The following is a 26,294-nucleotide window of genomic DNA, read 5'->3' as shown; positions in this document are numbered from 1 at the left end:
CCGCGCTTAGTGGAAAGCGCCCAGGCCGGTGATGTGCCTGCCGAGGATCAGGGTGTGCACGTCGTCGGTGCCCTCATAGGTCCGCACTGATTCGAGATTAACGGCGTGCCGCAGCGGGGAGTAGTCGGTGGTGATGCCGTTGCCGCCCAGAACGGAGCGGGCCTCCCGCGCCACGGCGATGGCCTCCCGCACGTTGTTGAGCTTGCCCATAGAAATTTGCTCCGGCCTGATGGTCCCCGCGTCCTTGAGTCGGCCCAGGTGCAGCGCCAGCAGCGTGCCCTTCTGGATCTCCACCAGCATGTTCACCAGCTTCTCCTGCGTGAGCTGGTAGCCGGCCAGCGGCTTGCCGAACTGCAGCCGGTCCTGCGAGTACGCCAGGGCGGCCTCATAGGAATCGCGGGCCGCGCCCATGGCGCCCCACGCGATGCCGTACCGGGCCTCGTTCAGGCAGGTGAACGGGCCGCGCAGCCCCCGCGCTCCCGGCAAGAGGGCCTCGGGACCCAGCCGGACGTCGTCGAACACCACGTCGCACTGGATGGACGCACGCATGGACAGCTTCTGTGTGATGGGTGTGGCGGTCACGCCGGGGGTTCCGGCCGGCACCAGGAAGCCGTGGACGCCGTCATCCGTCATGGCCCACACCACCATTACGCCCGCCACCGACGCCAGGCCGATCCAGCGCTTTGCCCCGTTCAGGACCCAGCCGGCGTCGTCCCCGGTGCCGTCGCGCTGGGCAAAGGTGGCCATGGACGCCGGGTCCGAACCCGCGGTGGGCTCGGTCAGGGCAAAGCACCCAATGACTTCGCCCGCCGCCATCCGCGGCAGCCATTCCTGCTTCTGCTCCTCCGAGCCCCAGGTGTGGATGGCGGTCATGGCCAGCGAACCCTGGACGGATACAAACGTGCGGATGCCGGAGTCGCCGGCTTCCAGTTCCATCGCGGCAAGGCCGTATTCGACGGCGGACCGGCCCGGGCAGCCGTAGCCCTCCAGGTGCATGCCCAGGACGCCCAGCTCGCCCAGTTCCGGCGCCAGTTCGAGGGGAAAGACGGCGTCCTCGTACCAGCGGGCTATGTCCGGCTTGATGCGCTGCCGGGTGAAGTCGCCGACCTTCTGCCGGAGTTCCCGCTCCTCCGCTGATAACAGGGCATCGAGGTCCAGGATGTCGGATGGGTTGGTGCTCAACGCTTAACCTCGAAGTAGCCGCGGGTGGCGGGCAGGAACCGGCATACGGCAGCCAGCACAACTCCGAGTGCCAGCAGCACCACACCGCTCACAAACGCCCCGCCGACGCCGAAGATCTGCGTATCGCCGTACGCCGGGTCCCACATCTGCACGGCGGAAATGAAGAACGCGGCGGTCAACAGCAGCGCGCCCACCAGGGGGAGAATCCCGCGGAACCAGAGGTTGCGGGCGGATTCCCGAAGTGTTCCCCGGAAGTACCAGAAGCAGGCGAAGCCGGTGAGGGCGTAGTAGAAGGCGATGAACAGGCTGATGGCACTGATGGAGTCTGCCAGCAGGTTTTCGCTCAGGAAGCTCATGGCCACGTAGTAGGCTGCCGCAGCCCCGCCCATCACCTGTGTGGAGAACCCGGGAGTCTGGTTGCGCGGGTGCACCTCTGCGAACCTGGATGGTAGGGCGCCGTGGACCCCCATGGACAGGGTGCCGCGGGCGGTGGGGAGGATGGTGGTCTGCGTGGAGGACAAGACAGAGGCCAGAACCGCGACGACGATCAGCCAGCCCCAGGGTCCCAGCACCACGTCCTTCATGGCCAGGAACACGTCGTCCTTGTTTGCCTCGTTGCCCAGGCCGATGCCCTCCGAGCCCACCGTGGCGTACATCATCACCAGGAGCGCCACGGAAACATAGATCGCCACCAGGACGAAGGCCGAGATCACGGCACCGCGGCCGGGGGTCTTTGACGGCTCCTCGGTTTCCTCGTTCACGGCCAGGCAGGTGTCCCAGCCCCAGTAGATGAACAGCGCCAGCAGGGCTCCGTGCACCACGGCGCCGGGGTCGGTGAAGGCACCTACCGGGTTGAACCACTCAAAGTCGAAGGCCTGGCCCTCCGGGGCACCACCAACAATCCGCACCACGATGGCCAGCGCGAAAATGCCCAGCGCAATGTACTGGACGTACGTGAGCACCCGCTGGACATGCTCGCCCAGCCGGATCCCGCGGTAGTTCACCACGGTCATCAGCACGATGAACAGCAGGCCCGTCCCGGTGACCAGAACCTTGTTCTGCGCCAGTGACCCGTCGCCCACCAGCAGCCACAGGTACTGCCCGGCCACCTGTGCCAGGTTGGCCAGGACCACGATTCCGGCAAGCGCCACGCCCCACCCGCCCAGCCAGCCCGCCCAGGGGCCGAAGGCCTGGCGGGACCAGGTGAACGTGGTGCCGCAGTCAGGGATGGCGCTGTTGAGCTCGCGGAAGGCGTACGCGATGAAAAGGACCGGGATGAAGCCCAGCAGGAGGATCAGGGGAGTGTAGTTGCCGTTGACAGCAACGATCAGGCCCAGGGTGGCGGCCAGCGAGTACACCGGCGCGGTGGAGGCCAGCCCCAGCATCACCGAGTCGCCCAGGTCCAGGATCCCGGCCCGCAGCCCCTTGGCCGGCACCGGGGTGCCCGGTCCGCCTCCGGAGGCGCCCGTCGTCGTCATGTCCGTACTCATAGGGTGATACCTGCCTTGGTGGAGTCGGCCACCGCTGAAAGCGGCGCCGGTGCATCAATCGTGTTGGGGACGAAGCGGCAGAAGTAGTCCGTGACCGGTCCGTCGGATTCCCGGATGCCGCAGCCCACGGACTCGCCGTCCACCACCCAGAGCCCCAGGACGGGACGGTTGCCGTCGAAATCCGGCAGCGGGTGGTATTGCTGGTAGCACCAACCCTCGCGGCCGTACCCGCCGGGCTGCTCCAGGTTGATGCCGTCCGCGTGGATGCGGATGTTGTCGCCTTCGCGGCCGTGCAGCGGCTTGGCCACCCATTCCTTCAACGGTCCCGGATCGGTGAGGTAGGCCGGCAGCAGGTTGGGGTGGTTGGGGTAGAGGTGCCAGAGGGCGGCCAGCAGGGCTTTGTTGGAGAGCAGCATCTTCCAGGCAGGTTCCACCCAACGCGGGTTGTGGGCACGCTGCAGCAGCCGCGGGCCGAACTCCTCCTTTACCATCAGCTCCCAGGGATAGAGCTTGAAGATGGTGCTGATCATGAAATTGTCCAGGTCCACGAAGCGGTTCAGGTTGGGGTCCCAGCCAATATCGGACATATTGATGCCGATGGTGGTCCACCCGGCCTGGCTGGCCACGTCCCGCATATAGGCGGCGGTCATCCAGTCCTCGCCGGACTCCTCCACCTCCGAATGGGCAACGTGCAAAGTGCTCATTCCCGTGCGGTACTGGAATTTCTTCCACTGCCGGATCAGGGCCTCGTGGATGCCGTTCCACTGGTCCTTCTCCGGGTGGACGTCCTGCAGCCAAAACCACTGGGCCACCGCGGCTTCGATCAGCCCGGTGGGGGTGTCGGCGTTGTATTCCAGCATTTTGGCCGGCCCGCCCTGGCCGTCATAGATGAAGTCGAACCTGCCGTAGACATCCACGTCGCCCGCCTGCAGGGATTCCGCTGCCAGCTCCAGGGCCTGCGGACCGATGCCGATGCTGCCCATGGCGCCGGTGGCCAGGAACTTCGCGGCCTCCAGGCACATCCGGTGCATGTCCTCGGCCACCACCTCGAGGGTCTCCACCTCGTCCATGGTGAACTCGTAGTACGCCGACTCGTTCCAGTACTCGATGCGGCGCCCGTCATCCATCGTGGTGGTGGAGAAGACCAGGCCCTGCTCTTCAATCTTTTGCTTCCAGTCCGGCCTTGGCTCAGACAACATTCTCTTCATCCGTCAGCCCCCCGAAACCTTTCCGCCGCCGCTCGAGCCGCTCTTGGCGCTTGACCCAAAACCTCCACGGCTCACCGTGCCGCCCTTGCTGCTGTACCCCGTGGAGGCCTTGGCCCCGCTGGGAACAGTCCGCGTGTAGTTGGGTGCGGTGGACCGGTTCTGGCCGATCGAGGGGACGCTGGCTCCGCGGGAGTAGAAGTACCAGGCGTAGATGCCGCCGCCGCGGCCGGCCGAGCTGTCGCAGTTCCTGTCCTCAACGCGCTCGCCGGTTTCATCGTTGAAGCACACCTGGGCATACTCGGGATCATCCTCGTTGCTGGCCACCACGGCGGTAATGGTGCCAGCGAGGAGGGCAGTCACGCCGAGGCCCACCACCACCGCGCGGCGCTGGGAGCGCTTCTTCCGCGCCGCAGCATTGTTGAGCTGCTTTTCCCGCTCGCGCGCAAACGGGTCAACGGGAGAGACGGATTCGTTGAGGAGGTCGGGGCGCAGTTCAGGCTTGGGCACCTGCCAGGGCGGCGGCTTGGCACTGCTGCCCGCACCGCTGCTGCCCCCGGCGCTGTCCGCCCCATTCGGGTGCCCGTCCTCCGGTTCCCCTTGTGGGTTTTTCTGGTTCGAGTCCACGGCGTCCCCCTCAGTTGTCCGCACGATTTGGGCGCAGCACTGCCCCCCAATGCAAGTCTCGAATCAGCGTAGTCCCTGCCGGTGCCGCCTGCGAGTAGGAACGCAGTGCGGCAGCAGGGGAGAACTGCCCATGGCCGGCAGTCGGGGACGGCGTCGCGGGGAACCCTAGACTGATGCCATGGAATCAGGTTCTGTCCTTGCCGTCTGCCGCGTCCACCAGCTCGTGGGGGACCAGGGAAGCATCGGCGTCACCGCCATCGACAAGCGTCCGGCAAGTGGTGCCGTCAAGGTCCACAAGCTGGGCCTGCGCGGGGACATCCAGGCCAACCGGGCACACCACGGCGGGGAGGACCAGGCCGTCTACGCCTATTCCCAGGCCGACGCCGATTACTGGGCCGGCACCTTGGGCCGGGAGCTGCCGCCGGGCATCTTCGGCGAGAACCTGCGGGTGACCGGCATCGAAGCCACGCACGCCGTGATCGGGGAGCGCTGGAAGGTGGGGTCCGGCGTCGAACTCGAAGTCACCTCCCCGCGCACCCCCTGCGCCACCTTCCAGCGCCGGATGAAGGAGCCGCAGTGGGTCAAGCGGTTCACGGACGAGGGACGCGTGGGGACGTACCTGCGCGTCATCCGCACCGGCAGCATCCGGGCCGGCGACACCATCGAGCGGACCTTTGTCCCGCGCCACGGCATCACCATAGGTAGGTGGTTCAGTGCGCCCGACGCAGAGGCCATCGAGGCCCTCCGCGGTGCAGAGGCCGACGGCGAGATCCGGCTCCAGGACGAGTACCACGCCAGGTTTGAGGTGCTGCTGCGGCGGCTGGCACGGTAGCCCGGCTTTCCCGGGTGCCGCCCAAGGTGAGCTGTGTGCGCAAGCTCACCGCCGCCGTCGCCCGTTCGATTAACGCCGCGGCGCCTGCGTGCCCTACACTTGAAACATCCCCCACTCCGGAAATCCCTTATTCCTGCCCAATTTTTGAGGCAGGACTGGCAAGTGTTGGGGCCCGCGCAAGCGATGCGGGCATTTTCATAGGGAGAGCCGGCTAAAGAGAAACGCTGTACAGACTGCTGGGATAGCAGCCAAGAGATGCAGCGCGAAGTCCTGCCATGGGATTGCGAAAGCGCCGGACTTCTGTGACCGGCCGGTCAACGTTTGCCCGGCACCATCGGCACGTGTACTGCGGCTCCGCTCACCTTGGGTAGTGCCGCCTGGCCCCCTATGGATGAGGAATCTCCCTATGCCCGAAAACCAGAACGAAACCACCGCCGTTATCGAGGACGCCCCCGTGGCCGCCGCAGAGGCTCCCGCAGCCGTTGAGGCCCCCGCAGCTGAGGCACCTGCCGCGGATGCTGACGAGAACACCGTGAAGTTCACCGACCTCGGCATCGACGGCCGCGTCCTTGCCGCCCTCCAGGATGTCGGATACGAAAAGCCGTCCCCCATCCAGGCAGCCACCATCCCGCTGCTGCTCGAAGGCCGCGACGTCGTGGGCCTGGCGCAGACCGGTACCGGCAAGACTGCAGCATTCGCAGTGCCGGCGCTGTCCCGCCTGGCCGAACTCCACGACCTCAACGGACCGTCCCGCAAGACCCAGGCCCTGGTCCTGGCCCCCACCCGCGAGCTGGCCCTCCAGGTGGCCGAGGCGTTCACCTCCTACGCCAAGCACATCGATGACTTCACCGTGCTGCCCGTCTACGGCGGCTCCGCCTACGGTCCCCAGCTGGCCGGCCTGCGCCGCGGCGCCCAGGTGGTCGTCGGTACCCCCGGCCGCGTGATCGACCACATCTCCAAGGGTTCCCTGGACCTGTCCGAGCTGCAGTACCTGGTGCTGGACGAGGCCGACGAGATGCTGCGCATGGGCTTCGCCGAAGACGTGGAGCAGATCTTCCAGCAGACCCCCGAGGACCGCCAGGTGGCGCTGTTCTCGGCCACCATGCCGGGCCAGATCCGCCGGATGTCCAAGCAGTACCTGAACGATCCCGCCGAGATCTCGGTCAAGACCAAGACCACCACCGGCAACAACATCCGCCAGCGCTACCTGCAGATCATGGGCCCGCAGAAGCTCGATGCCATGACCCGCATCCTTGAGGTGGAAGAGTTTGACGGCGTCATCGCCTTCGTGCGCACCAAGATGGCCACCGAGGACCTGGCTGACAAGCTGAAGTCCCGCGGCTTCCAGGCTGCCGCCATCAACGGCGACATCCCGCAGCAGCAGCGTGAGCGTACCGTTGACGCGCTGAAGGAAGGCCGCATCGACATCCTGGTGGCCACCGATGTCGCCGCCCGTGGCCTGGACGTGGAGCGTATCAGCCACGTCATCAACTATGACATCCCGCACGACACCGAGTCCTACGTGCACCGGATTGGCCGCACCGGCCGCGCGGGCCGCAACGGTGACGCCATCCTGTTCATGACGCCGCGGGAGAAGTACCTGCTGCGCGCCATCGAGAAGGCCACCCGCCAGCCCGTGGAGCAGATGCACCTGCCCACCGCGGAGACCGTGAACACGCTGCGCCTGGGCAAGTTCGCTGACAAGATCACCGAGACCCTCGCCTCCGAGGACGTCTCCATGTTCCGCGACCTCATCGCTTCCTACGAGGAAGAGCACAAGGTGCCGGCAGCAGAAATCGCTGCGGCACTGGCCGTCATGGCCCAGGGCGGGCAGCCGCTGCTGGTCAAGGAACTGCCTGCTGCTCCCGAGTTCCAGAAGCGCGAGCGCTCCAAGGACGGCTTCGGTTCACGCGGTCCCAGCCGCCAGCTGACCGAAGGCAACGCCACCTACCGCATCGCGGTGGGACGCCGCCAGCGGGTCATGCCCGGCTCGATCGTGGGCGCCATCGCCAATGAGGGCGGCATCTCTTCCGCGCAGATCGGCGGCATCGACATCCGTTCGGACCACTCCCTGGTGGAGCTGCCCGCGGACCTGAGCCAGGACCAGCTGCGCGCACTGTCCCGCACCCGGATCGGCGGCGAGCTGATCCACCTGGAACTGGACAACGGCCGCCGTCCCTCCGGCGACCGCCCCAGCTACCAGGGCAACCGCGGCGGCAACTTCAAGGGGAACGGCGGCTTCAAGAAGGAATTCCGGAAGAACGACGGCGAGCGGTCCTCGGCTGACCGTGGCGGCCGTTCGTACAGCGAGCGTTCCGAGCGTTCCTTCAGCGGCCACGGCGACGGCTCCCGCAAGCCCCGCCAGGGCGACTTCAACCGCAAGGGCAAGTGGTAAACCTTCCGCAGGTTTGCATGATTGACGACGGCGATGGGCCGGCTTTCGAGCCGGCCCATCGGCTTTTAAGCAATCGAGTGTGGGGATGGACACATTCCGCTCCCGGCATGGAGCCGTGGGACGTCCGAAGGGTGCCTCCCGCCTTCGTAAGCCCTGTTGTCGATGGCCCCTCCAGCCCCGGAAATCCGCGGAAAACGGGCCTTCCGGGCCCCGAAATTGGGGGCACTTCCCGGCTCCGCGAGCCCGCCGGACGCCGATTTGTTGGTGCGGAAATCTTCCGGTAGAGTATTTACTCGTTGCCCCCCTAGCTCAGTGGTAGAGCGCGTTCTTGGTAAGAACGAGGTCACCGGATCGATTCCGGTGGGGGGCTCTGAATGAGGGCCTGCGTCAAGGCGGTTTGACCGGCTTGACGCAGGTTTTTCTCATTCGTGGCGGTGTAGCTCAGTTGGTTAGAGCGCACGACTCATAATCGTGAGGTCGGGAGATCGAGCCTCCCCACCGCTACAGGCTAAGCCCCCGGATTCCTCAAGGATCCGGGGGCTTTCTTGTTTACCTGATGCCCGGTAGCTTGGCAGCAACTGGCGGATGGGGGATTCGGTGGACTTTTTCGCGGCGGTGATGGAACCGTTTCGGTGGCTGGTGTCCGTCATCCTGGTGGCTTTCCATGACGGGCTGGGCACTGCAGGCATGCCGGCAGCAGATGGCTGGACGTGGACGCTGGCCATCATCGGGCTGGTCCTGGTTATCCGCGCCGCGCTGATCCCCGTTTTCCTGGCGCAGGTTCGCACCCAGCGCCGGATGCGCCTCCTGCAGCCGGAGCTTAAAGAGCTCCAGGACAGGTACAAGGGCAGGACGGACCAGGCATCCCGGCAGGCCATGGCCCAGGAACAGATGGCCCTGTACAAAAAGCACGGCACCAACCCGTTCTCCGCCTGCCTGCCGCTGCTGATCCAGGCGCCGTTCTTCCTGGCCCTGTTTCAGGTCCTGTCCGGAATCTCCAACGCCGCGCCGCAGGGCCAAGGTATCGGCGCGCTGGGCCGGGACCAGGCGGTCCAGTTCGATTCCGCCAGCATTTTTGGCGCGCCGCTGTCCGCCTCGCTGCTGCACGGCGGCGGCGACCCCACCGCCGTGGCCGTCCTCGCCGTCGTTATGATCCTGGTGATGATTGCCTGCCAGTTCCTGACGCAGAAACTGGTGTCCTCACGAAGCATGGCCGGGCAGGACAGCGAAAGCCCCCTGATGCGCCAGCAGAAGATACTCCTCTACGTCCTGCCGCTGGTATTCGGTGTGGGCGGGATCTTTTTTCCGATAGGCGTCCTGGTCTATTGGACGGTCTCCAACCTTTGGACCCTGGGGCAGCAGTTCCTGGTGTTCCGAAAGGGCTGATTACCTCGCGGGCCGGGCCATTGCCCGTGCCTGTTCTTCCAGGAAGTCCGTCACAGGCTTCGGGTTGATCCCGCGTTGGCGGAGCGGCATGTCGTCCCAAGTGGCCACGTTGAGGTCCGACGTCAGGCCCGCCCCCAGCGCGGAGGCGAGGCCGTCGTTACGGCCTGACAGCAGGCGGACAGCGAGGCGCGCTACGGGGCGCGGCATATGCCGGACTTTCATCCTTCGGTGCATTAATTTCCCTGCCACGGCGCTGGCTTCGTTCTTCGTGAGCGATTCGGGGCCGCCGAACTCCACCAGCCGCGGCGGTTCCGGCTCGATCGCCACGGCACAGAGAAGCGCCGCGACGTCATCCTCAGCCACCCACCGGGCTTTGGTGTCGCCCTTGCCGATGACCGACACTTTGCCGGCTCCCATGTCGAAGCGGCTGAGGGGAGAGAAATGCACTTCCTGGAATGCGTCCGACCTCACGATGACCGTTTGCATGGCCGAGGCCGCGAGCCGCCTCTCGATGGCCAGCTTGGCGTGCTGCAGGGGTGTCTCCACTGCTGTTGCAACGCCGGTGAAGGAGAGGTAGACGAAGCGGCTCACGCCGGCTGCCTCCGCTGCCTCGATAAGGTGGCCCATGCCCACCTCGTCGACATCGTGGATGCTGGCCGTGCTTTGCCCCTGCAGCCTCCGGCTGATCGCCGTGGCGGTGGCGATCACGGTAGCTGCTCCCTGACAAGCGGGGAGCAGCGTGTCGCGCTCAGTGAGGTCGCCGTGGACAACCTCCGCTCCAATGGCCAGCAGGCCCGAAGCGTCAGTGGTGCTCCTGACCAGGCAGCGGACATCCTGCCCGGATTCACGCAACCGCCTCGCGATTCTTCCGCCCAGATCACCGGTGGCCCCCACCAGGAGTATCATCTCAAGGCTCCTTCTGAGCCGGTCCCGGCGATCGCCCGGACCGCGGCATTGACGTCCCCGGCGTCCTGATCCACTGGCTCCAGGTAGAACCTTACGGCTGCGACCTGGTTGCCACGAAGGCTGAAGATACCCACTCCCGCCTGCTCGACGGCGGTGCCGTCGCGGCGGGTGCCATGGGATCCCCACTCAACCCAGACTTTGCCGTCGGTTCCGGTCGCGGCATCGGACACCTCCACGCTTAGGTCGGGGATGCCCGCGAAAAGCGCAGACCAGTTGGACCGCACCTGGGCGCTTCCGGTGAAGCTGCGGGAGGGGTGGTTGGGAGTGGTATTGACGTAGTCGTCGGCAAATTCGGCCATCATGGCGTCGAGGTTGTGTTGCCCGGCTGCGTTGAAAATGCGGCGAACAGGGCCGTCGGGGAGGCGGTCCACGCCGTTCGGCGTGTCCATGGAAAACTCCTTGGTGCCCGCGGAAGCGGGGCTGTGACCTGTTAGATTAAATTCAATACAGTGAACTGTATTGATTGGAGTTTAGGACCGCATGCAGAACGCCGTCAATGCCCCCGGGAAGCACACCTCCAGGCGCAGCTATGACGCACGGCGGCGTCGGCAGCTCGCCGAGGAGTCACTGCGAACGGTCCGCGCCCGCGCCCGCGAGTTGTTCCTGGCCAAGGGATTCGGCGCCACCACCATCGCCGGGATTGCCGAGGCTGCCGGAGTGTCGGCCGAGACCGTCTACAAGAACTTCGGCGGCAAACCGGGGCTGGTGCGGGCCATCTACGAGGACAGCCTCCTGGGCGCGGGTGGGCCGCCGGCCGAGGAACGGTCTGATCTTGCCCAGCTGACCAGCACTGATCCTGCAGCCCTCATGGAGCAGTTCGGCCGCTTCACCACCGAGGTGAGCCCGCTTGGGGCTCCGGTGTTCCTGCTCATCCGCGAGGCTGCCGCCGGCGGCGATGCCACCATGGCTGCCTTGCTGAACGAAGTGGAGGAGGCGCGGTACCGGCGGATGCTGCACAACGCGCGGCAGTTGGTGGGCCGGGGACTCCTCCGGCCGGGCCTCAGTGCCAGGGAGGCCGCGGACGTCATGTTTACCTGCACCGCGGCTGAGCTTTACGAGACGCTGGTCCTGAAACGCGGCTGGTCTGCTGAGCGGTACGGGACGTTCGTCGGCAGGACCCTGGCAGCGAACCTGCTTTGAATTGCGTGCGGGATCTGCCCAACACCGGCAGAATGGGCCCATGGCGCAGCTGATCTACTCCGCAATCATGTCCCTGGACGGCTACACGGCAGACCCCAACGGCAACTTCTCCTGGTCCATGCCGGACGAGGAAATCCACGCCTTCATCAACGACCTGGAGCGGGATGTGGGTACCTACCTCCTGGGCCGCCGCATGTATGAGGTGATGTCGGTGTGGGAGACCATGGGCACGCCCGAAGAGCCGCCGGTGATCCAGGACTATGCCCGCGTCTGGCAGGCGGCGGACAAAGTGGTGTATTCGACGTCCCTGGACACCGTCGCCACGCCACGGACCCGGCTGGAGCGGCAGTTCACTCCGGAGGCGGTGCAGGAGCTGAAATCCACCAGCGACAGGAACATCAGCATCGGGGGCCCAACCCTCGCCGCGCACGCCCTGAAGGCCGGCCTGGTGGACGAGTGCCAGCTGTTCATCAATCCGGTTACGGTGGGCGGCGGCCTGCGCTTCCTGCCGGACGGATTGGCGGCGCGGCTGGAACTGCTGGAGGAGCGCCGGTTCGGCAATGGCGTGGTGTACCTGCGTTACCGCGCCCTCTGAACCGCTGCGGTGCCGGCCCTGTGCTGGACCGCGAAGAGGGTGAACACCAGGGCCACCAGAGCGGTGACCACCAGCAGGAGCAGGCCGATCGAATAGCTGCGGGTCGCGGCGTCGTACGTTGCGCCCATGACCAGCGGGGGGAAGTAGCCGCCCAGGCCACCCGCGGCGCTCACGATGCCGCTGATGCTGCCCACCTTCCCTGCCGGCGAAAGGACACCCACCCAGGCAAACACCCCACCCGTCCCCAAACCCAGCGCAGCGGCCATGGCAACGAACGTGGCACCCGCCGGGACCTCGCCGTCGGGCCGCAGGTTCACCACCCAGCCCAGGACGGCAACGGCCCCAAGGGCCACCAGGACCACCGGCCTGGGGCCCACCTTGTCCGCGAGCACGCCGCCCACCGGACGGGCCAGGACGGCGGCGAGGGCAAACCCGGCGGTCCGGGCGCCCGCTCCGGCGGGGTCGAAGCTGTAGACGTCGCGAAGGTAGGTGGGCAGGTAGGTGGCAAAGGACACGAAGCCGCCGAAGACCACGGCGTACAGGAAGCACATCTTCCAGGTGACGGCTGTCCTGGCGGCATCCAGGAGCTTGGGCAGCACCGGTGCGTGATTGGGTGCCCAGCCGGGGGACTCCTTCATGAGGAACCAGACCAGCGCCGCCATGACGGCCAGGACACCGGCGATCAGCAGGTGCGTCGGGAAGTAGCCGATTCCTGCCACCAGCCGGGGATTCAGGAAGGCCGCCAGCGCCGTCCCGCCCATGCCGGCACCGAAGACGCCGGTGGCGAACCCTCGGCGGGCCGGCTCGTACCAGGCGCTGACGAAGGGAATCCCAACGGCAAATACTGTTCCGGCCACGCCCAGCAGCAGCCCGGCGCCCAGCACCAGCGCGAACGAACTAATGAGGCCGCCCAGGGATACCAGGAGGATGGGAGGGATGGCGGCCAGCAGCACGAACGTGAACATGGCCCTGCCGCCGTACTTGTCCGTCAGGGTGCCCACCACGATCCGTCCCAGCGACCCAACGAACACCGGCATGGCCACCAGGACCCCCGTGGCGGCCGGTGTCAGCGCCAGGTCCTGCGTGTAGAAGGCACCCAGCGTAGCTACCGAGTTCCACGCCCAGAAACCTGCCACGGAGGCCGCCGTCGCGAGCGCAAGGTTCAGCGCCCTTCCGGTAAGTGGCGTTGGGGTTGTTCCGGCCACTGCTAGCTCCTCAGCTCTTTGCCTAAAACGCACCGCCGGTCAGCGGTTGCGGGTGTCCCGGTCCGGCGTGCCCACGGCAGACCAGCCCCGGCCCTTCGTCTCCCTGTCCCGGGATCGGTAGACGATGTACGGGCGGAACAGATAGTGCAGCGGCGCGGTAAAGGCGTGCACCAGCCGCGTGAACGGCCAGATGACGAACAGTGCCATCCCCACCAGGGTGTGCAGGTGGAAGGAGAACGGCGCCGCGGCCATCGCCGCGATGTCCGGCTGGAAAATGAAGAGCGAACGGAACCACGGCGCCACGGTTTCGCGGTAGTTGTGCCCGTGTTCGCCTTCGAAAACGCTGGCAAGAGTGGTCCACAGCCCGAACACGATGGCAGCGGTCAGCACCACGTACATGGTCTTGTCGTTTTTGGTGGTGGCCATGAACACCGGCCCGGTGGTGCGGCGGCGGTAGATCAGCAGTGCGATTCCGCCCAGCGTCGCAACCCCGGCGATGCCGCCAACCAGCAGGGCATTGAAATGGTAGAACTCCTGGCTCATCCCCACCGCCTGCGTCCAAGCCATCGGGATCACCAGGCCGAAGAAGTGCCCGGCGATGACAGCCAGCAGCCCAAAGTGGAACAGCGGGGAGGCAATCCGCAGCAGCCTGGATTCGTACAGCTGGGAGGACCTGGTGGTCCAGCCGAACTGGTCGTACCGGTAGCGCCACACCAGTCCTCCCACCAGCACCACAACCATGACATAGGGCAGGACGCCCCACAGCACGGTGTCCCAGGTGTTAAGCACGGCGGCGGGTCCCGGCTCCGCAGCCAGCGCCTCGTTGAGTGCCGCCATGGTCAGGCCCTCCCAATTGGCAGCAGCCGCGGGTCGTAGGGGTCCAGCCCCACGCTCTCGGCGGGTGGACCGTAGCCGGCCATGCGCATCACTTCCTGCTCGTCCTGCGGTGACTTCCCTGGCAAGGTGGCGCAGATGGCCGCCAGGATCCGGGCGTGCGGCAGGTTGTCCCGCAGCAGCCCGAGCCGGAGCATTTCCAGGCTGGCGCGGTAGCGCTTCAGCAGTTCCCGCCCTGCCTCGCCATCCACCCGGGCGGCGAATTCCAGCACCATGGGCAGGTAGTCGGGAAGTTCCCCGTCCAGGTCCACCAGTACCCCGCTGTGCCGGTAGGCCTCCTTGAAAAGGGCCAGCACCTCACCGCGCCGGCGGGTGTCGCCGTCCGTCCAGTAGCTCAGGTGCAGGGCGTGCCGCCTGCCCAGGTCGAATTCGCGGACGTACTGGGCCTGCAGATCCATGGGCTGGGTGGTTTCCAGGAGGTCCAGCACCGGCGCGAACCCCGGCAGTGTCCCGGGAAACTCGGCCAGCGCGGCCCGGACCAGGGGTACGCGTTCCACCAGTTCCCCGTCCGGATAGGACAGGCACCAGGCCGCGGCGAGGTACACCACCTGGTCGCGGCGGCTAATTGCTGGCGCGTTGACGGCTGGCCGGTTCACGGCTGGTCCCCGGCCGCCGCCAGAGTGTCCGGCTCCGGTCCCTCGTTCGGGGAAAGCTTGTTCGGGAACAGTCCCGGCGGGGCGCCGCGGCCGTCCCAGTTCAGCAGGTTCACCCGGCCGTGCAGGCTGGAGCCGGCCGCAATGGTGTCGGTGCTCTGCCGGTCCCGCAGCGCGTGGAAGGTATCCACGGCCACCGGGACGGGCCTGCCGCTCGCCTCACCGAACGGTGCCGAATCCTGCATGCCCGGTCCGCCGTCGAAATCCAGCGAACAGCCCAGTTCCTCCAGGTCATGCGCCTGCTCCAGGTGTGCCGTGGGGATGACGTAGCGCTCGCTGTATTTGGCGATCGCCATCAGCCGGTACATGTCGTACATGCTTTGTCCGTCCATGCCCACGGACTCCGGGATGGCCTCGTCCGGGTCGTCGCCCATGCTGATGCCACGCATGAAGGAACGCATGGCAGCCAGCTTTCGCAGGACTGCGGTGACCCGTTCCGTATCCCCGGCGGCGAAGAGTTCGGCCAGGTACTCCACCGGGATCCGCAGCGCGTCGATGGCGCCGAACAGGTTGCCGGCATCCTCGCCGTCGTGCCCCTGGTCGCGCAGCAGATCCACCACGGGGGAGAGCGGCGGCACGTACCAGACCATCGGCATGGTGCGGTACTCCGGGTGCAGCGGCAGGGCAACCTTGTACACCTTGGCCAGCGCGTAGACGGGGGAGCGGCGGGCGGCGTCGAGCCAGTCCTCCGGAATGCCCTGCGCCCGCGCCTCGGCCTGGACGCGGGGGTCGTGCGGATCCAGCAGCACGTCCATCTGGGCGTCGTAGAGGTCCTGCGGGTCGGTGACGGACGCCGCCGCGGTGACGGCATCGGCGTCGTACAAAAACAACCCAAGGTACCGCAGCCGCCCCACGCACGTCTCGGAGCAGACGGTGGGCAGGCCAACCTCCACGCGGGGGTAGCAGAAGGTGCACTTCTCGGCCTTGCCGGTCTTGTGGTTGAAGTAGATCTTCTTGTACGGGCAGCCGGTGATGCACTGCCGCCAACCGCGGCACCGGTCCTGGTCCACCAGTACGATGCCGTCCTCCACCCGCTTGTAGATCGCGCCCGACGGGCAGGATGCCATGCAGGAGGGGTTCAGGCAGTGCTCGCAGATCCGGGGCAGGTAGAACATGAAGGTCTGCTCGTAGGCGAACTTGATCTTGTCCTCGGACTCGCGCCGGACCTTCTCCACCAGCGGGTCCAGGTGGCCGTGGTCCTGCGAGCCGCCCAGGTTGTCGTCCCAGTTGGCGGACCAGGTGATCCTGGTGTCCTCCCCGGTGATCAGGGACTTGGGCCTCGCCACCGGGAAGTCGTCGCCCAGGGGCGCGTCCACCAGGGTCTTGTAGTCGTAGGTCCACGGCTCGTAGTAGTCCTTGAGCTCCGGCTGGACGGGGCTGGCAAAGATGCCGAACAGCTTCTTCACCCGGCCGCCGGCCTTCAGCACCAGCCTGCCGCGCCGGTTCAGGGTCCAGCCGCCGTACCAGCGCTCCTGGTCCTCGTACCGCCGCGGGTAGCCCTGCCCGGGCCTGGTCTCCACGTTGTTGAACCACACGTATTCGGTGCCGGCCCGGTTGGTCCACGCCTGCTTGCAGGTCACGGAGCAGGTATGGCAGCCGATGCACTTGTCCAGGTTCATCACCATGCCCATTTGGGCCATCACGCGCATCAGTACTGCACCTCCTGCGAGCGGCGGCGCACCGTGGCCACCATGTCGCGCTGGTTTCCGGTGGGGCCGAGGTAGTTAAAGGCGTATGCCAGTTGGGCGTAGCCGCCGGCCAGGTGCGAGGGTTTCACCAGCAACCGGGTCACTGAGTTGTGGATGCCGCCGCGGCGGCCGGTGGCCTCCGATTTCGGCACGTCGATGGTGCGCTCCTGGGCGTGGTGGACGTACACAACTCCTGAAGGCATGCGGTGGCTGACAATCGCGCGGGCCACCAGCACGCCGTTGACGTTGGTGCACTCCACCCAGTCGTTGTCCCGGACCTGGATCGCATCGGCGTCGGCGGGGCTCATCCAGACGGTCGGCCCGCCGCGGGACAGGGAGAGCATCAGCAGGTTGTCCTGGTACTCGGAATGGATGGACCACTTCGAGTGCGGTGTCAGGTACCTGACCGTCACCTCCATGGCGCCGTCGGTGCCGAGCCGCGGTTCGCCGAACAGCCGGTGCATGTCCAGCGGCGGCCGGTAGATAGGCAGGGCCTCGCCGATGTCGGTCATCCAGTCGTGGTCCAGGAAGAAGTGCATCCGGCCGGTGAGGGTGTGGAACGGCTTGAGCCGTTCGATGTTGATGGTGAACGGGGCGTACCGCCGTCCACCGGTTTCGGAGCCGGACCATTCCGGCGAGGTGATGACCGGCACCGGACCTGCCTGGGTCTGGGCGAAGGTGATGAACTTTTCCTCGGAACCCTCCGCCAGGTCCGCCAGCTTCTGGCCGGTGCGGACTTCCAGGTCCTTGAAACCCTGGACGGACAGGGCGCCGTTGGTGGTCCCCGAGAATGCCAGGATTGCCTCCGCCATCTTCGAATCGGTGTCCATGGCCGGCCGGCCGTCCGCAGCCCCGCCCAGCATCACGCCGTTGGCGTGGCTGAGCCGGGCCAGCGGCTCCGCCATCTTGTACGTGACGTTCTTGACGGTGAAACCCAGCTTGTCCGCCAGCGGTCCGACGGCGGCGAGCTTGTCCGCGATGGCTGTGTAGTCCCGCTCCACGACCGAAAAGACGGGCATGTTTTGCCCCGGCACGGCAGGGATGTCCGGGTCCCGCCAGTCCCGGACCCGACCGCCGGGCTGGGCGAGCTGCCCCGGGGTGTCGTGCTGCAGCGGGATGCTGACGAGGTCGCGGCGGACGCCCAGGTGGGTCTGTGCCTGCCGGGAGAATTCCCGCGCCAGCAGGTGGAAGGTCTCGAAGTCCGTCTTGGTTTCCCATGGCGGATTGATCGCGGGGCTGAAGGCGTGCACGAACGGGTGCATGTCCGTGGAGGAAAGGTCATGCTTTTCGTACCAGGTGGCGGCCGGAAACACGACGTCGGACAGCAGCGTGGTGGACGTCATGCGGAAGTCGGCGGAGACCAGGAGGTCCAGCTTCCCCTGCGGCGCCTCCGGGTGCCACGCCACGTCCCGGGGCTTGAGTTCCTCTGCGCTGTCCCCGCCCAGGACGTTGTTGTGGGTTCCCAGCAGGTTGCGGAGGAAGTACTCGTTGCCCTTGGCGGAGGAACCGAACAGGTTGGACCGCCACAGCACCAGGGTCCGCGGCCAGTTGGCCGGGGCGTCCACGTCCTCGATGGCAGGGTTGAGCGAGCGGTTCTTCAGCGACTCGGCGATGTAGGAGGGTGTGTCAGCGGCGCTCCCGGCGGCCACGGCGGCCTCCGCCTCATCGGCCACGTCCAGGGGATTGCGGTCGAACTGCGGATAGAACGGCATCCAGCCCAGCCGGGCGGACTGGGCGATGGCGTCCGCCGTGTGCATGCCGTCCAGCTTGCCGGTGGACAGGGGTGACTTGAGGGCGTCGGCGGAGTACCCGTCCTGCCGCCACTGGTCCGTGTGCATGTACCAGTAGCTGGTGCCGGTCATGGTCCGCGGCGGCCGCGACCAGTCCAGGGCGTTGGCCAGGGACACCCAGCCGGTGATGGGCCGGGTCTTTTCCTGGCCCACATAATGCGCCCAGCCCCCTCCATTGCGGCCCATGCAGCCGGTGAGCATCACCAGGGCCAGCACCGCCCGGTAGGTGGTGTCGCCGTGGAACCACTGGCAGATGCCTGCCCCCATGATGATCATGGAGCGGCCGTTGGACTGCTCGGCATTGCGGGCGAACTCGCGCGCCACCCGGATGCAGGCCTGCGCGGGGACGCTGGTGATCTCCTCCTGCCACGCCGGTGTGTACGGGCTGGCGGCGTCGTCGTAGCCGGTCGCCCACTCGCCGGGCAGGCCGTCCCGTCCCACTCCGTATTGAGCCAGCATGAGGTCGAACACGGTGGTCACCAGCTGGCCGCCCACCTCCATCACCGGGACGCCCCTGCGCAGGATGCTGCCTTCGCCGCCTGCGTCCTCGAAGCAGGGGAGCAGGATTTCGGCGCTTTCCCCGGATACTTCCCGGAGGGACAACGCAGGTTCGATTCCCTCGAGGTCCAGGTTCCACTTGCCTTCACCACTGCCGGAATAGCGGAAGCCCATGGACCCGTTGGGGACCGCGGGGCGCCCGGCGGCCCTGTCAAACAGGACGGTGCGGAACGCTGCGTCCTCAGCCCCGGACTCGCCGGGGACGTCCAGGGCGGTGAGGAATTTCGACGGCGTCAGGGCGCCGTCGTCGTTCTCCTCCAGCCTGACCAGGAAGGGAAGGTCCGTGTACCGCTTCACGTAGTCGGTGAAGAACGGCACGTCCCTGTCCACGAAGAATTCCTTGAGCATGACGTGCCCCATGGCCATGGCCAAGGCGGCATCTGTTCCGGCCTGCGCCGGAAGCCATTCGTCGGCGAACTTGGTGTTGTCCGCATAGTCCGGGCTGACGGTGACCACCTTGGTGCCGCGGTACCGGACCTCGGTCATCCAGTGCGCGTCCGGCGTGCGCGTCACGGGAACATTGGAGCCCCACATCATGAGGTAGCGTGCGTCCCACCAGTCCCCGGATTCGGGAACGTCGGTCTGGTCCCCGAACACCTGGGGACTGGCGACGGGCAGGTCGGCGTACCAGTCGTAGAAGGACGTCATCACCCCGCCGATGAGCTGGATGAAGCGCGTCCCCACCGCATGGGACACCATGGACATGGCCGGGATGGGCGAAAAGCCGGCGCAGCGGTCAGGGCCATACGTCTTGATGGTGTTGACGTGCCCGGCGGCGGCGATCTCGATGGCTTCCTGCCAGGACACCCGCACCAGTCCGCCCTTGCCCCGGGCCTGCTGGTAGCGCCGGCGCTTCTCGGGGTCCGCCGCGATCTCCGCGAAGGCGAGGACCGGATCGCCCAGCCGCGCCCTGGCTTCCCGGTACATCTCCACCAGGACGCCCCGGGCGTACGGAAACCGCACCCGGGTGGGGGAGTAGGTGTACCAGGAAAAGGCCGCCCCGCGGGGGCAGCCTCTTGGTTCGTACTCCGGACTGTCGGCCCCCACGGAAGGGTAGTCCGTCTGCTGCGATTCCCAGGTGATGATGCCGTCCTTGACATACACCTTCCAGGAGCACGAACCAGTGCAGTTCACCCCATGCGTGGAGCGCACCACCTTGTCGTGGCTCCACCGATCGCGGTAGAAGGTGTCACCCTTGCGGCCGCCCTCGCGGAACACCGCCCTGCCGTCCTCTGTCTGGTCCCACTTCGTGAAGAAACGGCCCAGCTTCAACATCGCTTCTGATGCGGGTCCATCTAACCCCGCATGGGGTCCGGCAGCCATTCCCCCAAGCTAGGTGGGTGCCGGAAACGTGGAACAGGGCACAAAGTCCCTGTTCAGGGCCATGTTGCTTCTGCGGGCAGGTGCCTGGCAGGCAGAATGGGTGCATGACACGTATCGCCATCATTGGCGGCCACGGGAAAGTGGCCCTCCTCCTGTCCGAACTGCTCACCGGCGAGGGACACTCCGTGACCTCGTTCATCCGAAACCCGGATCATGCCGGCGACGTCACTGCCACCGGCGCCACGCCGTCCGTCCTGGACGTGGAAAATTCCACGACGGCGGCCATCGCCGAGGCGCTCGCCGGGCACGACGCCGTGGTCTGGTCGGCAGGCGCCGGCGGCGGCAACCCGGACCGCACCTACGCCGTGGATAAAGATGCTGCCATCCGGTCCATGGATGCCGCTGCCCAGGCCGGGGTGAACCGTTACGTCATGGTGTCCTACTTCGGCGCCGGCAAGGACCACGGCGTGCCGGAGGACAGCAGCTTCTTTGCCTACGCCGAAGCCAAGGCAGCTGCGGACGAGTACCTGCGCGGCACCGGGCTGGCGTGGACCATCCTGGGGCCCGGCGCGCTGACGGACAACCCTGGAACGGGACGGATCGACGTCGACCCCTCGCCGGAAGGGGAACGGGAAACCTCCCGGGCCAATGTGGCGATCGTGGCGGCGGCGGTGCTGGACCTGCCGCAGACCGCAGGCCGGACCATCGAGTTCCGCGACGGCACCCTGCCGGTGGCCGCTGCCCTGGAACCGCGCCCGTAGACGCCGGCAGGGAAGAGGCTTATGGATCAGCTCGCACTAATAGTCGGACTGCTGCTTGCCACGGTGGTGGCCGTGGGCCTGGGGGACAGGTTGCGGTTGCCGTACCCGGTCCTGATGCTCCTCCTGGCGGTGGCCCTCACGTTCATACCGGGTTTCCCGGACCTGGAGATTGAACCCGAGCTGATCCTGCCCATCTTCCTGCCGCCGCTGCTGTTCGCCACCGCCCAGCGAAGCTCGTGGGCCGTGTTCCGCGTCCGGTGGCGGACCCTGATTATGCTGGCCGTTGCCCTGGTGGTGATCAGCACCGCCGTGGTGGCCGGCGCCGCCTGGCTGATGATCCCCGGCATCGGAATACCCGCCGCCATCGCCCTCGGGGCCATGGTGGCCCCGCCGGATCCGGTGGCCGTGGAATCCGTGGCGGGCCGGGTGCACATGCCGCGCCGCCTGATCACCGTCCTGCAGAGCGAGGGCCTGTTCAACGACGCTGCCGCCATCGTCATTTTCCAGGCAGCTGTGGCCGCTGCCGTGGGCGGCACCAAGATAGGGCCCGACGTCGTCCTGCAGTTCCTGGTGGGAGCGGCGCTTGCCGTCGTGGTCGGCGTCGCCATGGGCTGGCTGATCGCGCTCATCACCCGGCTGGTCACGTCCATGGTGGCCCGGAGTGCCGTGACCCTGGTGGTGCCGTTCGCCGCCTACATCCTGGCGGAGGAGGTGCATGCCTCCGGCGTCATCGCCGTGGTGGTCACCGCCCTGGAAATGCAGCGCCACGCCCGCCCGCAGGATGCCGCCGAGCGGGTCACCCGGAACGCCTTCTGGGATGTGGTGGAGCTGCTGGCCACCGGGCTGGCGTTCGGTTTGGTGGGGCTTGAAATCCGCCATGTCATCCGGGACGAGGGAACGGAAATTTTCGGCATGACCGGGGCTTCCCTTGTGGTCTGTGTCCTGGTCTTCGCGGTCCGGTTCCTGTGGCTTGGCGTCCTGGCCCTGGGCGCCAGGAAACGCAGGAACCTGCTGCAGCCCACATCCCTGAAGGAAGTCCTCATCCTGACGTGGTGCGGCATGCGCGGCCTGGCCACCCTGGCGCTGGCCCTGGCGCTGCCGCTGACCCTGGCCGATGGCACGCCGTTCCCCGGCAGGGACTATCTGCTGGTCATCGCCTGCGCGGTGCTCCTTGCCACGCTGGTCCTACCGGGCCTGACGCTGCCATGGCTCATGCGGGTCCTCAACGCCTCCGAGGACGGAACGGCCGAGCGCGACGCCGTCCGGCTGCTGGCCACCAGGGCCCAGGCGGCCGCGGTGGCGGCCCTGAAACAGCACGACCTGATGACGGACCTGCCGCCGGAGAAAGTGGCGCTGGTCAAGGACAGGATGCGGCGCCTGCACGCGGAACTGACGGACGGCAGCCTGCGGAACGAGCCCTTGGCCGAGAAGCGCCAGCGCGGACGCGAACTGGCCATCGCCGTGCAGACCATCGCACTGGACGCAGCCCGGCAGGAAGTGGTGGCGGCGCGGAACGAACCGGACATGGATCCCGAGGTGGCGGACAGGGTGCTGCGGCAGCTGGACCTGCGCACCATGGTCATGCCGGAGTAGCCGGCCCTGGACTGGAGCAGCGAATGCTAGGCCGGAGCAGCGAATGCTAGGCCGGAGCAGCGGGCGCCGCCAGCTCCAAGTCCAGGGAGTTCTTCTCCACGTAGTCCAGCGCGCACCGTACCGCGCCCACCGTCACGATGGAGTCACCCAGCGGCGACACCGCCACGCGTGCGGGGGTGGCAGTGAACTCCTTCAGGCGCTCGCTGATCGGCGCCAGGAGGACGTCCGCTGAATCGGCCACACCGCCGCCGATCACCACCAGTTCGGGGTTGAGCAGGGTTGCCACAGTGCCCACCACCCGTGCCATCCTGTCCGCCAGCCGGTCCAGGATGCCCAGGGCCACAGAATCACCTCGGGCCGCTGCGGCGAAGACCTGCTCGGCCTCCACCCGCCCTGGCCGGAAGTCGCGGAGGGCAGTGGGCCTGTCCGTGGCCAGTGCCTCGGCTGCCCACGTCCGGGCCAGGTGGGCGATGCCGTAGGTGTCACCTACGCCTTCCACCAGGTCCAGGTAGGCGAGCTCCCCGGCGCTGCCGCGGCTTCCGTGCACCAGCCGGCCGCCCTCCACGATGCCTGACCCCAGCCGTTCGCTGGCCAGGATCACCACAACGTCGTCCACGCCGGCAGCCGCCCCCTGCCACCGATCGCCAAGGGCGGCAAGGTTGGCATCGTTCTCCAGCAGCACTGTCCACCCGCGGGTCTCCTTGAGGGCCGGCGCCAACCCCAGGTCGAACAATCCCCAGAACTTTTGCGTGGCCACCACATCACCGTGCCGGTCCACGGGCGCCGCCACCCCGGCGCAGACGGCCAGCACCTGTTCAGACCCGGTCTCCGCGGAGCGCAGCGCCGCCATGGCCACGCCGTCAATATAGGCGATGCGTTCCTTCGAGCCCACGTCGCCGGCCTGGAACGGTTGGCTGGAACGGCCAAGGGTCCTGCCCCGTAGATCGGAGACCACCACGGTGACCTTGGAGTAGCCGATGTCCATTCCCAGGACCACGCCCGCCTGCCCGTTGAGCTCGAACCGCCTGGCGGGGCGGCCCTTCTGGTACCCGCCAAACTCGCGTTGGTTCTCCAGCTCCAGGAGCCAGCCGCGCCGCACCAGGTCCTCGCAGACGGCGATGGTGGTAGCGCGGGTCAGCCCGGTGGCAGCCATGACGTCCGTGACCGTCACCGCAGCCGCGGTGCGCATGAATTCCAGTACCGCGCCGGCACTGACGCGCCGCAGCAACTGGGGAGTTGCCGGAACCGGTTCGGGCATGGTGTTGACCTTCCTGTACAAAGCACCAGATAATACTTGAGGAAGTAAATTTAGGCTCAATATAAATATAACCGCACTGAAGAAGAGGGTTAGTCCTTGTCCACCACTGCCACGCTGGCAACCCTGTCCGACTCTGACCGTCTGGCCGACCCCAACTGGTGGCGCCAGGCCTCCGTCTACCAGATCTACCCCCGCAGTTTCGCCGACTCCAACGGCGATGGCATCGGCGACCTCAAGGGCATCACCGCCAAGGTCCCGTACCTGAAGTCGCTGGGAATCGACGCCGTCTGGCTGAGCCCGTTCTACCCGTCAGCGCTCGCCGACGGCGGTTATGACGTTGACGACTACCGCGACGTCGACCCCAAGCTGGGCACGTTGGCCGACTTCGACGAGATGGCCAAGACCCTGCACGGCGCCGGCATCAAGCTGATTGCCGACATCGTCCCCAACCACTCCTCGGACCGGCACCAGTGGTTCCAGGAAGCGCTGGCCTCGCCGAAGGGCTCCGCCGCCCGCGACCGCTACATCTTCCGGGACGGCAAAGGCCCCAACGGCGAGTTCCCGCCGTCGGACTGGGACTCCGTCTTCGGGGGGCCGGCATGGGAGCGCATCACCGAACCGGACGGCACCCCCGGCCAGTGGTACATGCACATCTTCGCGAAGGAGCAGCCGGACCTGAACTGGTCCAACCGCGAAATCCGCGACGACTTCCTCAAGACCCTCCGCTTCTGGTCCGACCGGGGCGTTGACGGTTTCCGCGTGGACGTGGCACACGCCCTCACCAAGGACCTCACCGAACCGCTGCTGTCCAAGCTGGAACTGAGCGCCGCCAACACCGGCGTGGACGGCTTCGATGACGGCACGCACCCTTTCTGGGACCGCGACGAAGTGCACGAGATCTACGCCGAATGGCGCGAGGTGTTCAACGAGTACAACCCGCCCCGCACTGCCGTGGCCGAGGCCTGGGTGCACGCCACCCGCCGCGCCCGCTACGCCAGCCCCCAGGGACTGGGCCAGGCCTTCAACTTCGACCTGCTGCAGGCCGACTTCGATGCCGCCGAATACAAGGAGATCATCACCCGCAACCTTGCCGAGGCAGCTGCCACCGGCGCCTCCTCCACCTGGGTGTTCTCCAACCACGACGTGGTGCGGCACGCCACCCGCTACGGCCTGCCCCAGGTGGCCAAGGAAAAGGCCGGCGCCAAGGGCCAGGACGGCAAGGACTGGCTCCTCGCCGGCGGCCCCAAGGACCAGCTGGACGTTGCACTCGGCGAACGCCGTGCCCGCGCAGCCACCCTGCTGATGCTTGCCGTGCCCGGATCCGCCTACCTGTACCAGGGTGAGGAACTGGGGCTGCAGGAAGTGGCCGAGATTCCGGAATCGGAGCGGCAGGACCCGTCCTTCTTCCGCAACAAGGGCGTGGAGATCGGCCGCGACGGCTGCCGCGTGCCGCTGCCCTGGAAGGTGGAAGGCACCTCCTTCGGCTTTGGCGACGGCGGCTCCCACCTGCCGCAGCCGGATTGGTTCAGCAAGTACGCCGTCGAGGCCCAGGACGGCACCGACGGTTCCACGCTGGAGCTCTACCGCAAAGCCCTGAAGCTCCGCCGGGAACTGCTGACGGACGAGGACCTCGAATGGGTTGAAAACGGCAACGCGGACGTCCTGCACTTCAAGCGCCCCAACGGCTGGCACTCCGTGACCAACTTCGGCACCACCACCGTGGACCTTCCCGCGGGCCAGGTGCTGGTCAGCAGCGCTCCGCTGGAGGACGGCAAGCTGCCGGCCAACACCACCGCCTGGCTGCGGGACTGATGCAGGAAGTCATTTACGGCTGCATGGGCCTGGGCGGCAGCTGGTCTGATGAGCCGCATGGCACGCACCATGTGGACCAGGCTGCTGCTGCCGTCCAGGCAGCCCTGGATGCCGGCATCACGCTGTTCGACCACGCGGATATTTACCGCAGCGGCAAGTCCGAGGCGGTGTTCGGCGAGGTGCTGGCCGGCACGCCCGGCCTGCGGGAGCGGATCCGGCTGCAGACCAAATGTGGCATCCGGCTGAACGAACGCGGCCTGCAGACCCACTACGACCTGAGCCGGGACGCCATCCTGGAGCGGGTCAACGGCAGCCTTCAACGGCTCCGGACCGACTACGTGGACGTCCTCCTGCTGCACCGCCCGGACCCCTTGGCGGACCCTGCGGAGGTGGCATCCGCCGTCGGTCAGCTCATGGCCGAAGGGAAGGTCCGGCAACTGGGCGTGTCCAACATGTCCGCGGCGCAAATCGAGGTGCTGCAGGACAAGCTGGAGACGCCCGTCGTGGCCAACCAGCTGGAGATGAGCCTGCTCAAGCGGGCGTGGCTGGAAAGCCAGGTCCTGGTCAACCACCCGGAACACCTGGACTACAGCTTCCCCCACGGCACCGTGGAGTACTGCACCCGCAACAACATCACTTTGCAGGCCTACGGCTCGCTGGCCAAGGGCGTTTTCACCGGCGCCGAGCAGGAGAGCCCCACGTCTGCGGAGGCAGCCACCGCCGAACTCGTGGCCCAGCTGGCCGGGGAGTATGGCACCTCCGGCGAGGCCGTCCTCCTGGGGTGGCTGATGAAGCATCCGGCCGGGATCGCGCCGGTGATCGGCACGGTGAACCCGGACCGGATCCGGGCCTGCGGCGATGCCGCCCGCGTGGCCGGTGCCCTCACCCGCCCAGACTGGTACAAACTCTGGGTCACCGCGCGGGGCAGCAACATCCCCTGA

Annotated in this window: 21 protein-coding genes and 2 tRNA genes; 11 read left to right on the top strand and 12 right to left on the bottom strand. The window is 67.0% G+C overall.

Features of this window, described 5'->3' with window-relative positions; translation table 11 throughout:
• Positions 1–6: 6 nt before the first annotated feature.
• From JCQ34_RS13955 to JCQ34_RS13940, 4 genes are read right to left on the bottom strand one after another with little or no spacing between them, the layout of a single operon-like run.
• Complete coding sequence (locus tag JCQ34_RS13955) at positions 7–1,182, bottom strand: acyl-CoA dehydrogenase family protein (protein ID WP_286398325.1); 1,176 nt, start codon at positions 1,180–1,182, stop codon at positions 7–9.
• Positions 1,179–2,672: an APC family permease gene (locus tag JCQ34_RS13950; protein ID WP_286398323.1), complete on the bottom strand. Its 1,494-nt coding sequence runs from the start codon at positions 2,670–2,672 to the stop codon at positions 1,179–1,181. Before JCQ34_RS13950 ends, JCQ34_RS13955 begins: the two co-directional genes overlap by 4 nt.
• Positions 2,669–3,880 carry a glutathionylspermidine synthase family protein gene (locus tag JCQ34_RS13945; RefSeq protein ID WP_286398321.1) on the bottom strand — a complete coding sequence of 404 codons (1,212 nt, stop codon included), beginning with the start codon at positions 3,878–3,880 and terminating at the stop codon, positions 2,669–2,671. The genes JCQ34_RS13950 and JCQ34_RS13945 overlap by 4 nt, the downstream gene beginning before the upstream one ends.
• A 3-nt stretch (positions 3,881–3,883) precedes the next feature.
• On the bottom strand, positions 3,884–4,504 hold the full coding sequence (locus tag JCQ34_RS13940; protein ID WP_286398320.1) for a Tat pathway signal protein: 621 nt from the start codon (positions 4,502–4,504) through the stop codon (positions 3,884–3,886).
• Positions 4,505–4,682: 178 nt separating this feature from the next.
• On the opposite strand from JCQ34_RS13940, the gene JCQ34_RS13935 reads away from it, so the two are divergent.
• The 5 genes from JCQ34_RS13935 to yidC all read left to right on the top strand — a co-directional run bounded on the left by JCQ34_RS13935 (position 4,683) and on the right by yidC (position 9,117).
• Positions 4,683–5,336 (top strand): MOSC domain-containing protein, encoded by a 654-nt coding sequence (locus JCQ34_RS13935; RefSeq protein ID WP_286398318.1) that lies wholly within the window; start codon positions 4,683–4,685, stop codon positions 5,334–5,336.
• 406 nt (positions 5,337–5,742) lie between these two features.
• Positions 5,743–7,731, top strand: coding sequence for a DEAD/DEAH box helicase (locus JCQ34_RS13930; RefSeq protein ID WP_286398316.1), 1,989 nt, complete (start codon positions 5,743–5,745; stop codon positions 7,729–7,731).
• A gap of 298 nt (positions 7,732–8,029) precedes the next feature.
• Positions 8,030–8,101 (top strand) — tRNA-Thr (locus tag JCQ34_RS13925).
• Between the two features lie 60 nt (positions 8,102–8,161).
• Positions 8,162–8,235 (top strand) — tRNA-Met (locus JCQ34_RS13920).
• Between the two features lie 93 nt (positions 8,236–8,328).
• On the top strand, positions 8,329–9,117 hold the full coding sequence (gene yidC / locus JCQ34_RS13915) for a membrane protein insertase YidC (RefSeq protein WP_286398314.1): 789 nt from the start codon (positions 8,329–8,331) through the stop codon (positions 9,115–9,117).
• Here the strand turns inward: yidC and JCQ34_RS13910 are convergent, their stop codons facing one another.
• Entirely contained in the window at positions 9,118–10,023 is a 906-nt protein-coding gene (locus tag JCQ34_RS13910) for an SDR family oxidoreductase (RefSeq protein ID WP_286398312.1), read from the bottom strand. It abuts the gene before it with no gap.
• The gene (locus JCQ34_RS13905; RefSeq protein ID WP_286398310.1) at positions 10,020–10,472 is read right to left on the bottom strand and encodes a nuclear transport factor 2 family protein; all 453 of its coding nucleotides are present in this window, start codon (positions 10,470–10,472) and stop codon (positions 10,020–10,022) included. Before JCQ34_RS13905 ends, JCQ34_RS13910 begins: the two co-directional genes overlap by 4 nt.
• A gap of 91 nt (positions 10,473–10,563) precedes the next feature.
• Here JCQ34_RS13905 and JCQ34_RS13900 point away from each other — a divergent pair, with 91 nt between their 5' ends.
• The gene (locus JCQ34_RS13900; protein ID WP_286398309.1) at positions 10,564–11,223 is read left to right on the top strand and encodes a TetR/AcrR family transcriptional regulator; all 660 of its coding nucleotides are present in this window, start codon (positions 10,564–10,566) and stop codon (positions 11,221–11,223) included.
• A 40-nt stretch (positions 11,224–11,263) separates the two neighbouring features.
• The gene (locus JCQ34_RS13895; RefSeq protein ID WP_286398308.1) at positions 11,264–11,818 is read left to right on the top strand and encodes a dihydrofolate reductase family protein; all 555 of its coding nucleotides are present in this window, start codon (positions 11,264–11,266) and stop codon (positions 11,816–11,818) included.
• Here the strand turns inward: JCQ34_RS13895 and JCQ34_RS13890 are convergent.
• The 5 genes from JCQ34_RS13890 to JCQ34_RS13870 are packed head-to-tail and all read right to left on the bottom strand — an operon-like array spanning position 11,803 to position 19,929.
• Positions 11,803–13,023 (bottom strand): MFS transporter, encoded by a 1,221-nt coding sequence (locus JCQ34_RS13890; protein WP_286398306.1) that lies wholly within the window; start codon positions 13,021–13,023, stop codon positions 11,803–11,805. The two genes, JCQ34_RS13895 and JCQ34_RS13890, sit on opposite strands and share 16 nt — an antisense overlap.
• A 39-nt stretch (positions 13,024–13,062) precedes the next feature.
• On the bottom strand, positions 13,063–13,860 hold the full coding sequence (gene narI / locus JCQ34_RS13885; protein WP_286398305.1) for a respiratory nitrate reductase subunit gamma: 798 nt from the start codon (positions 13,858–13,860) through the stop codon (positions 13,063–13,065).
• A gap of 2 nt (positions 13,861–13,862) precedes the next feature.
• The gene (narJ, locus tag JCQ34_RS13880; RefSeq protein WP_286404520.1) at positions 13,863–14,483 is read right to left on the bottom strand and encodes a nitrate reductase molybdenum cofactor assembly chaperone; all 621 of its coding nucleotides are present in this window, start codon (positions 14,481–14,483) and stop codon (positions 13,863–13,865) included.
• A gap of 26 nt (positions 14,484–14,509) precedes the next feature.
• The gene (gene narH / locus JCQ34_RS13875; protein WP_286398304.1) at positions 14,510–16,219 is read right to left on the bottom strand and encodes a nitrate reductase subunit beta; all 1,710 of its coding nucleotides are present in this window, start codon (positions 16,217–16,219) and stop codon (positions 14,510–14,512) included.
• Positions 16,219–19,929 carry a nitrate reductase subunit alpha gene (locus tag JCQ34_RS13870; RefSeq protein ID WP_286398302.1) on the bottom strand — a complete coding sequence of 1,237 codons (3,711 nt, stop codon included), beginning with the start codon at positions 19,927–19,929 and terminating at the stop codon, positions 16,219–16,221. The genes narH and JCQ34_RS13870 overlap by 1 nt, the downstream gene beginning before the upstream one ends.
• Before the next feature lie 104 nt (positions 19,930–20,033).
• Here JCQ34_RS13870 and JCQ34_RS13865 point away from each other — a divergent pair, with 104 nt between their 5' ends.
• Both JCQ34_RS13865 and JCQ34_RS13860 read left to right on the top strand, forming a co-directional pair.
• Positions 20,034–20,690: an NAD(P)H-binding protein gene (locus JCQ34_RS13865; protein ID WP_286398301.1), complete on the top strand. Its 657-nt coding sequence runs from the start codon at positions 20,034–20,036 to the stop codon at positions 20,688–20,690.
• Positions 20,691–20,711: 21 nt separating this feature from the next.
• Positions 20,712–22,283, top strand: a complete 1,572-nt coding sequence (locus JCQ34_RS13860; RefSeq protein ID WP_286398299.1) for a Na+/H+ antiporter — start codon at positions 20,712–20,714, stop codon at positions 22,281–22,283.
• A gap of 46 nt (positions 22,284–22,329) precedes the next feature.
• Here the strand turns inward: JCQ34_RS13860 and JCQ34_RS13855 are convergent, their stop codons facing one another.
• Positions 22,330–23,541 carry an ROK family protein gene (locus JCQ34_RS13855; RefSeq protein ID WP_286398297.1) on the bottom strand — a complete coding sequence of 404 codons (1,212 nt, stop codon included), beginning with the start codon at positions 23,539–23,541 and terminating at the stop codon, positions 22,330–22,332.
• 96 nt (positions 23,542–23,637) lie between these two features.
• Here JCQ34_RS13855 and JCQ34_RS13850 point away from each other — a divergent pair, with 96 nt between their 5' ends.
• Together JCQ34_RS13850 and JCQ34_RS13845 are read left to right on the top strand one after the other, a co-directional pair.
• Positions 23,638–25,353, top strand: coding sequence for a glycoside hydrolase family 13 protein (locus tag JCQ34_RS13850; RefSeq protein WP_286398295.1), 1,716 nt, complete (start codon positions 23,638–23,640; stop codon positions 25,351–25,353).
• Entirely contained in the window at positions 25,353–26,294 is a 942-nt protein-coding gene (locus tag JCQ34_RS13845; protein WP_286398293.1) for an aldo/keto reductase, read from the top strand. Before JCQ34_RS13850 ends, JCQ34_RS13845 begins: the two co-directional genes overlap by 1 nt.

It is taken from the genome of Pseudarthrobacter defluvii, from assembly GCF_030323865.1.
GTDB classification, from domain to species: domain Bacteria; phylum Actinomycetota; class Actinomycetes; order Actinomycetales; family Micrococcaceae; genus Arthrobacter; species Arthrobacter sedimenti.
This window is presented reverse-complemented; position numbering and strand designations above follow the sequence as displayed.

What these genes read in the sequence shown, in the direction of transcription:
- JCQ34_RS13950 (WP_286398323.1), bottom strand. Translation starts at nt 2,672, where the DNA reads ATGAGTACGGACATGACGACGACGGGCGCCTCCGGAGGCGGACCGGGC.
- JCQ34_RS13945 (WP_286398321.1), bottom strand. Translation starts at nt 3,880, where the DNA reads ATGAAGAGAATGTTGTCTGAGCCAAGGCCGGACTGGAAGCAAAAGATT.
- JCQ34_RS13935 (WP_286398318.1), top strand. Translation starts at nt 4,683, where the DNA reads ATGGAATCAGGTTCTGTCCTTGCCGTCTGCCGCGTCCACCAGCTCGTG.
- JCQ34_RS13930 (WP_286398316.1), top strand. Translation starts at nt 5,743, where the DNA reads ATGCCCGAAAACCAGAACGAAACCACCGCCGTTATCGAGGACGCCCCC.
- JCQ34_RS13910 (WP_286398312.1), bottom strand. Translation starts at nt 10,023, where the DNA reads ATGATACTCCTGGTGGGGGCCACCGGTGATCTGGGCGGAAGAATCGCG.
- JCQ34_RS13905 (WP_286398310.1), bottom strand. Translation starts at nt 10,472, where the DNA reads ATGGACACGCCGAACGGCGTGGACCGCCTCCCCGACGGCCCTGTTCGC.
- JCQ34_RS13900 (WP_286398309.1), top strand. Translation starts at nt 10,564, where the DNA reads ATGCAGAACGCCGTCAATGCCCCCGGGAAGCACACCTCCAGGCGCAGC.
- JCQ34_RS13895 (WP_286398308.1), top strand. Translation starts at nt 11,264, where the DNA reads ATGGCGCAGCTGATCTACTCCGCAATCATGTCCCTGGACGGCTACACG.
- narI (WP_286398305.1), bottom strand. Translation starts at nt 13,860, where the DNA reads ATGGCGGCACTCAACGAGGCGCTGGCTGCGGAGCCGGGACCCGCCGCC.
- narH (WP_286398304.1), bottom strand. Translation starts at nt 16,219, where the DNA reads ATGCGCGTGATGGCCCAAATGGGCATGGTGATGAACCTGGACAAGTGC.
- JCQ34_RS13870 (WP_286398302.1), bottom strand. Translation starts at nt 19,929, where the DNA reads ATGGCTGCCGGACCCCATGCGGGGTTAGATGGACCCGCATCAGAAGCG.
- JCQ34_RS13865 (WP_286398301.1), top strand. Translation starts at nt 20,034, where the DNA reads ATGACACGTATCGCCATCATTGGCGGCCACGGGAAAGTGGCCCTCCTC.
- JCQ34_RS13860 (WP_286398299.1), top strand. Translation starts at nt 20,712, where the DNA reads ATGGATCAGCTCGCACTAATAGTCGGACTGCTGCTTGCCACGGTGGTG.
- JCQ34_RS13855 (WP_286398297.1), bottom strand. Translation starts at nt 23,541, where the DNA reads ATGCCCGAACCGGTTCCGGCAACTCCCCAGTTGCTGCGGCGCGTCAGT.
- JCQ34_RS13845 (WP_286398293.1), top strand. Translation starts at nt 25,353, where the DNA reads ATGCAGGAAGTCATTTACGGCTGCATGGGCCTGGGCGGCAGCTGGTCT.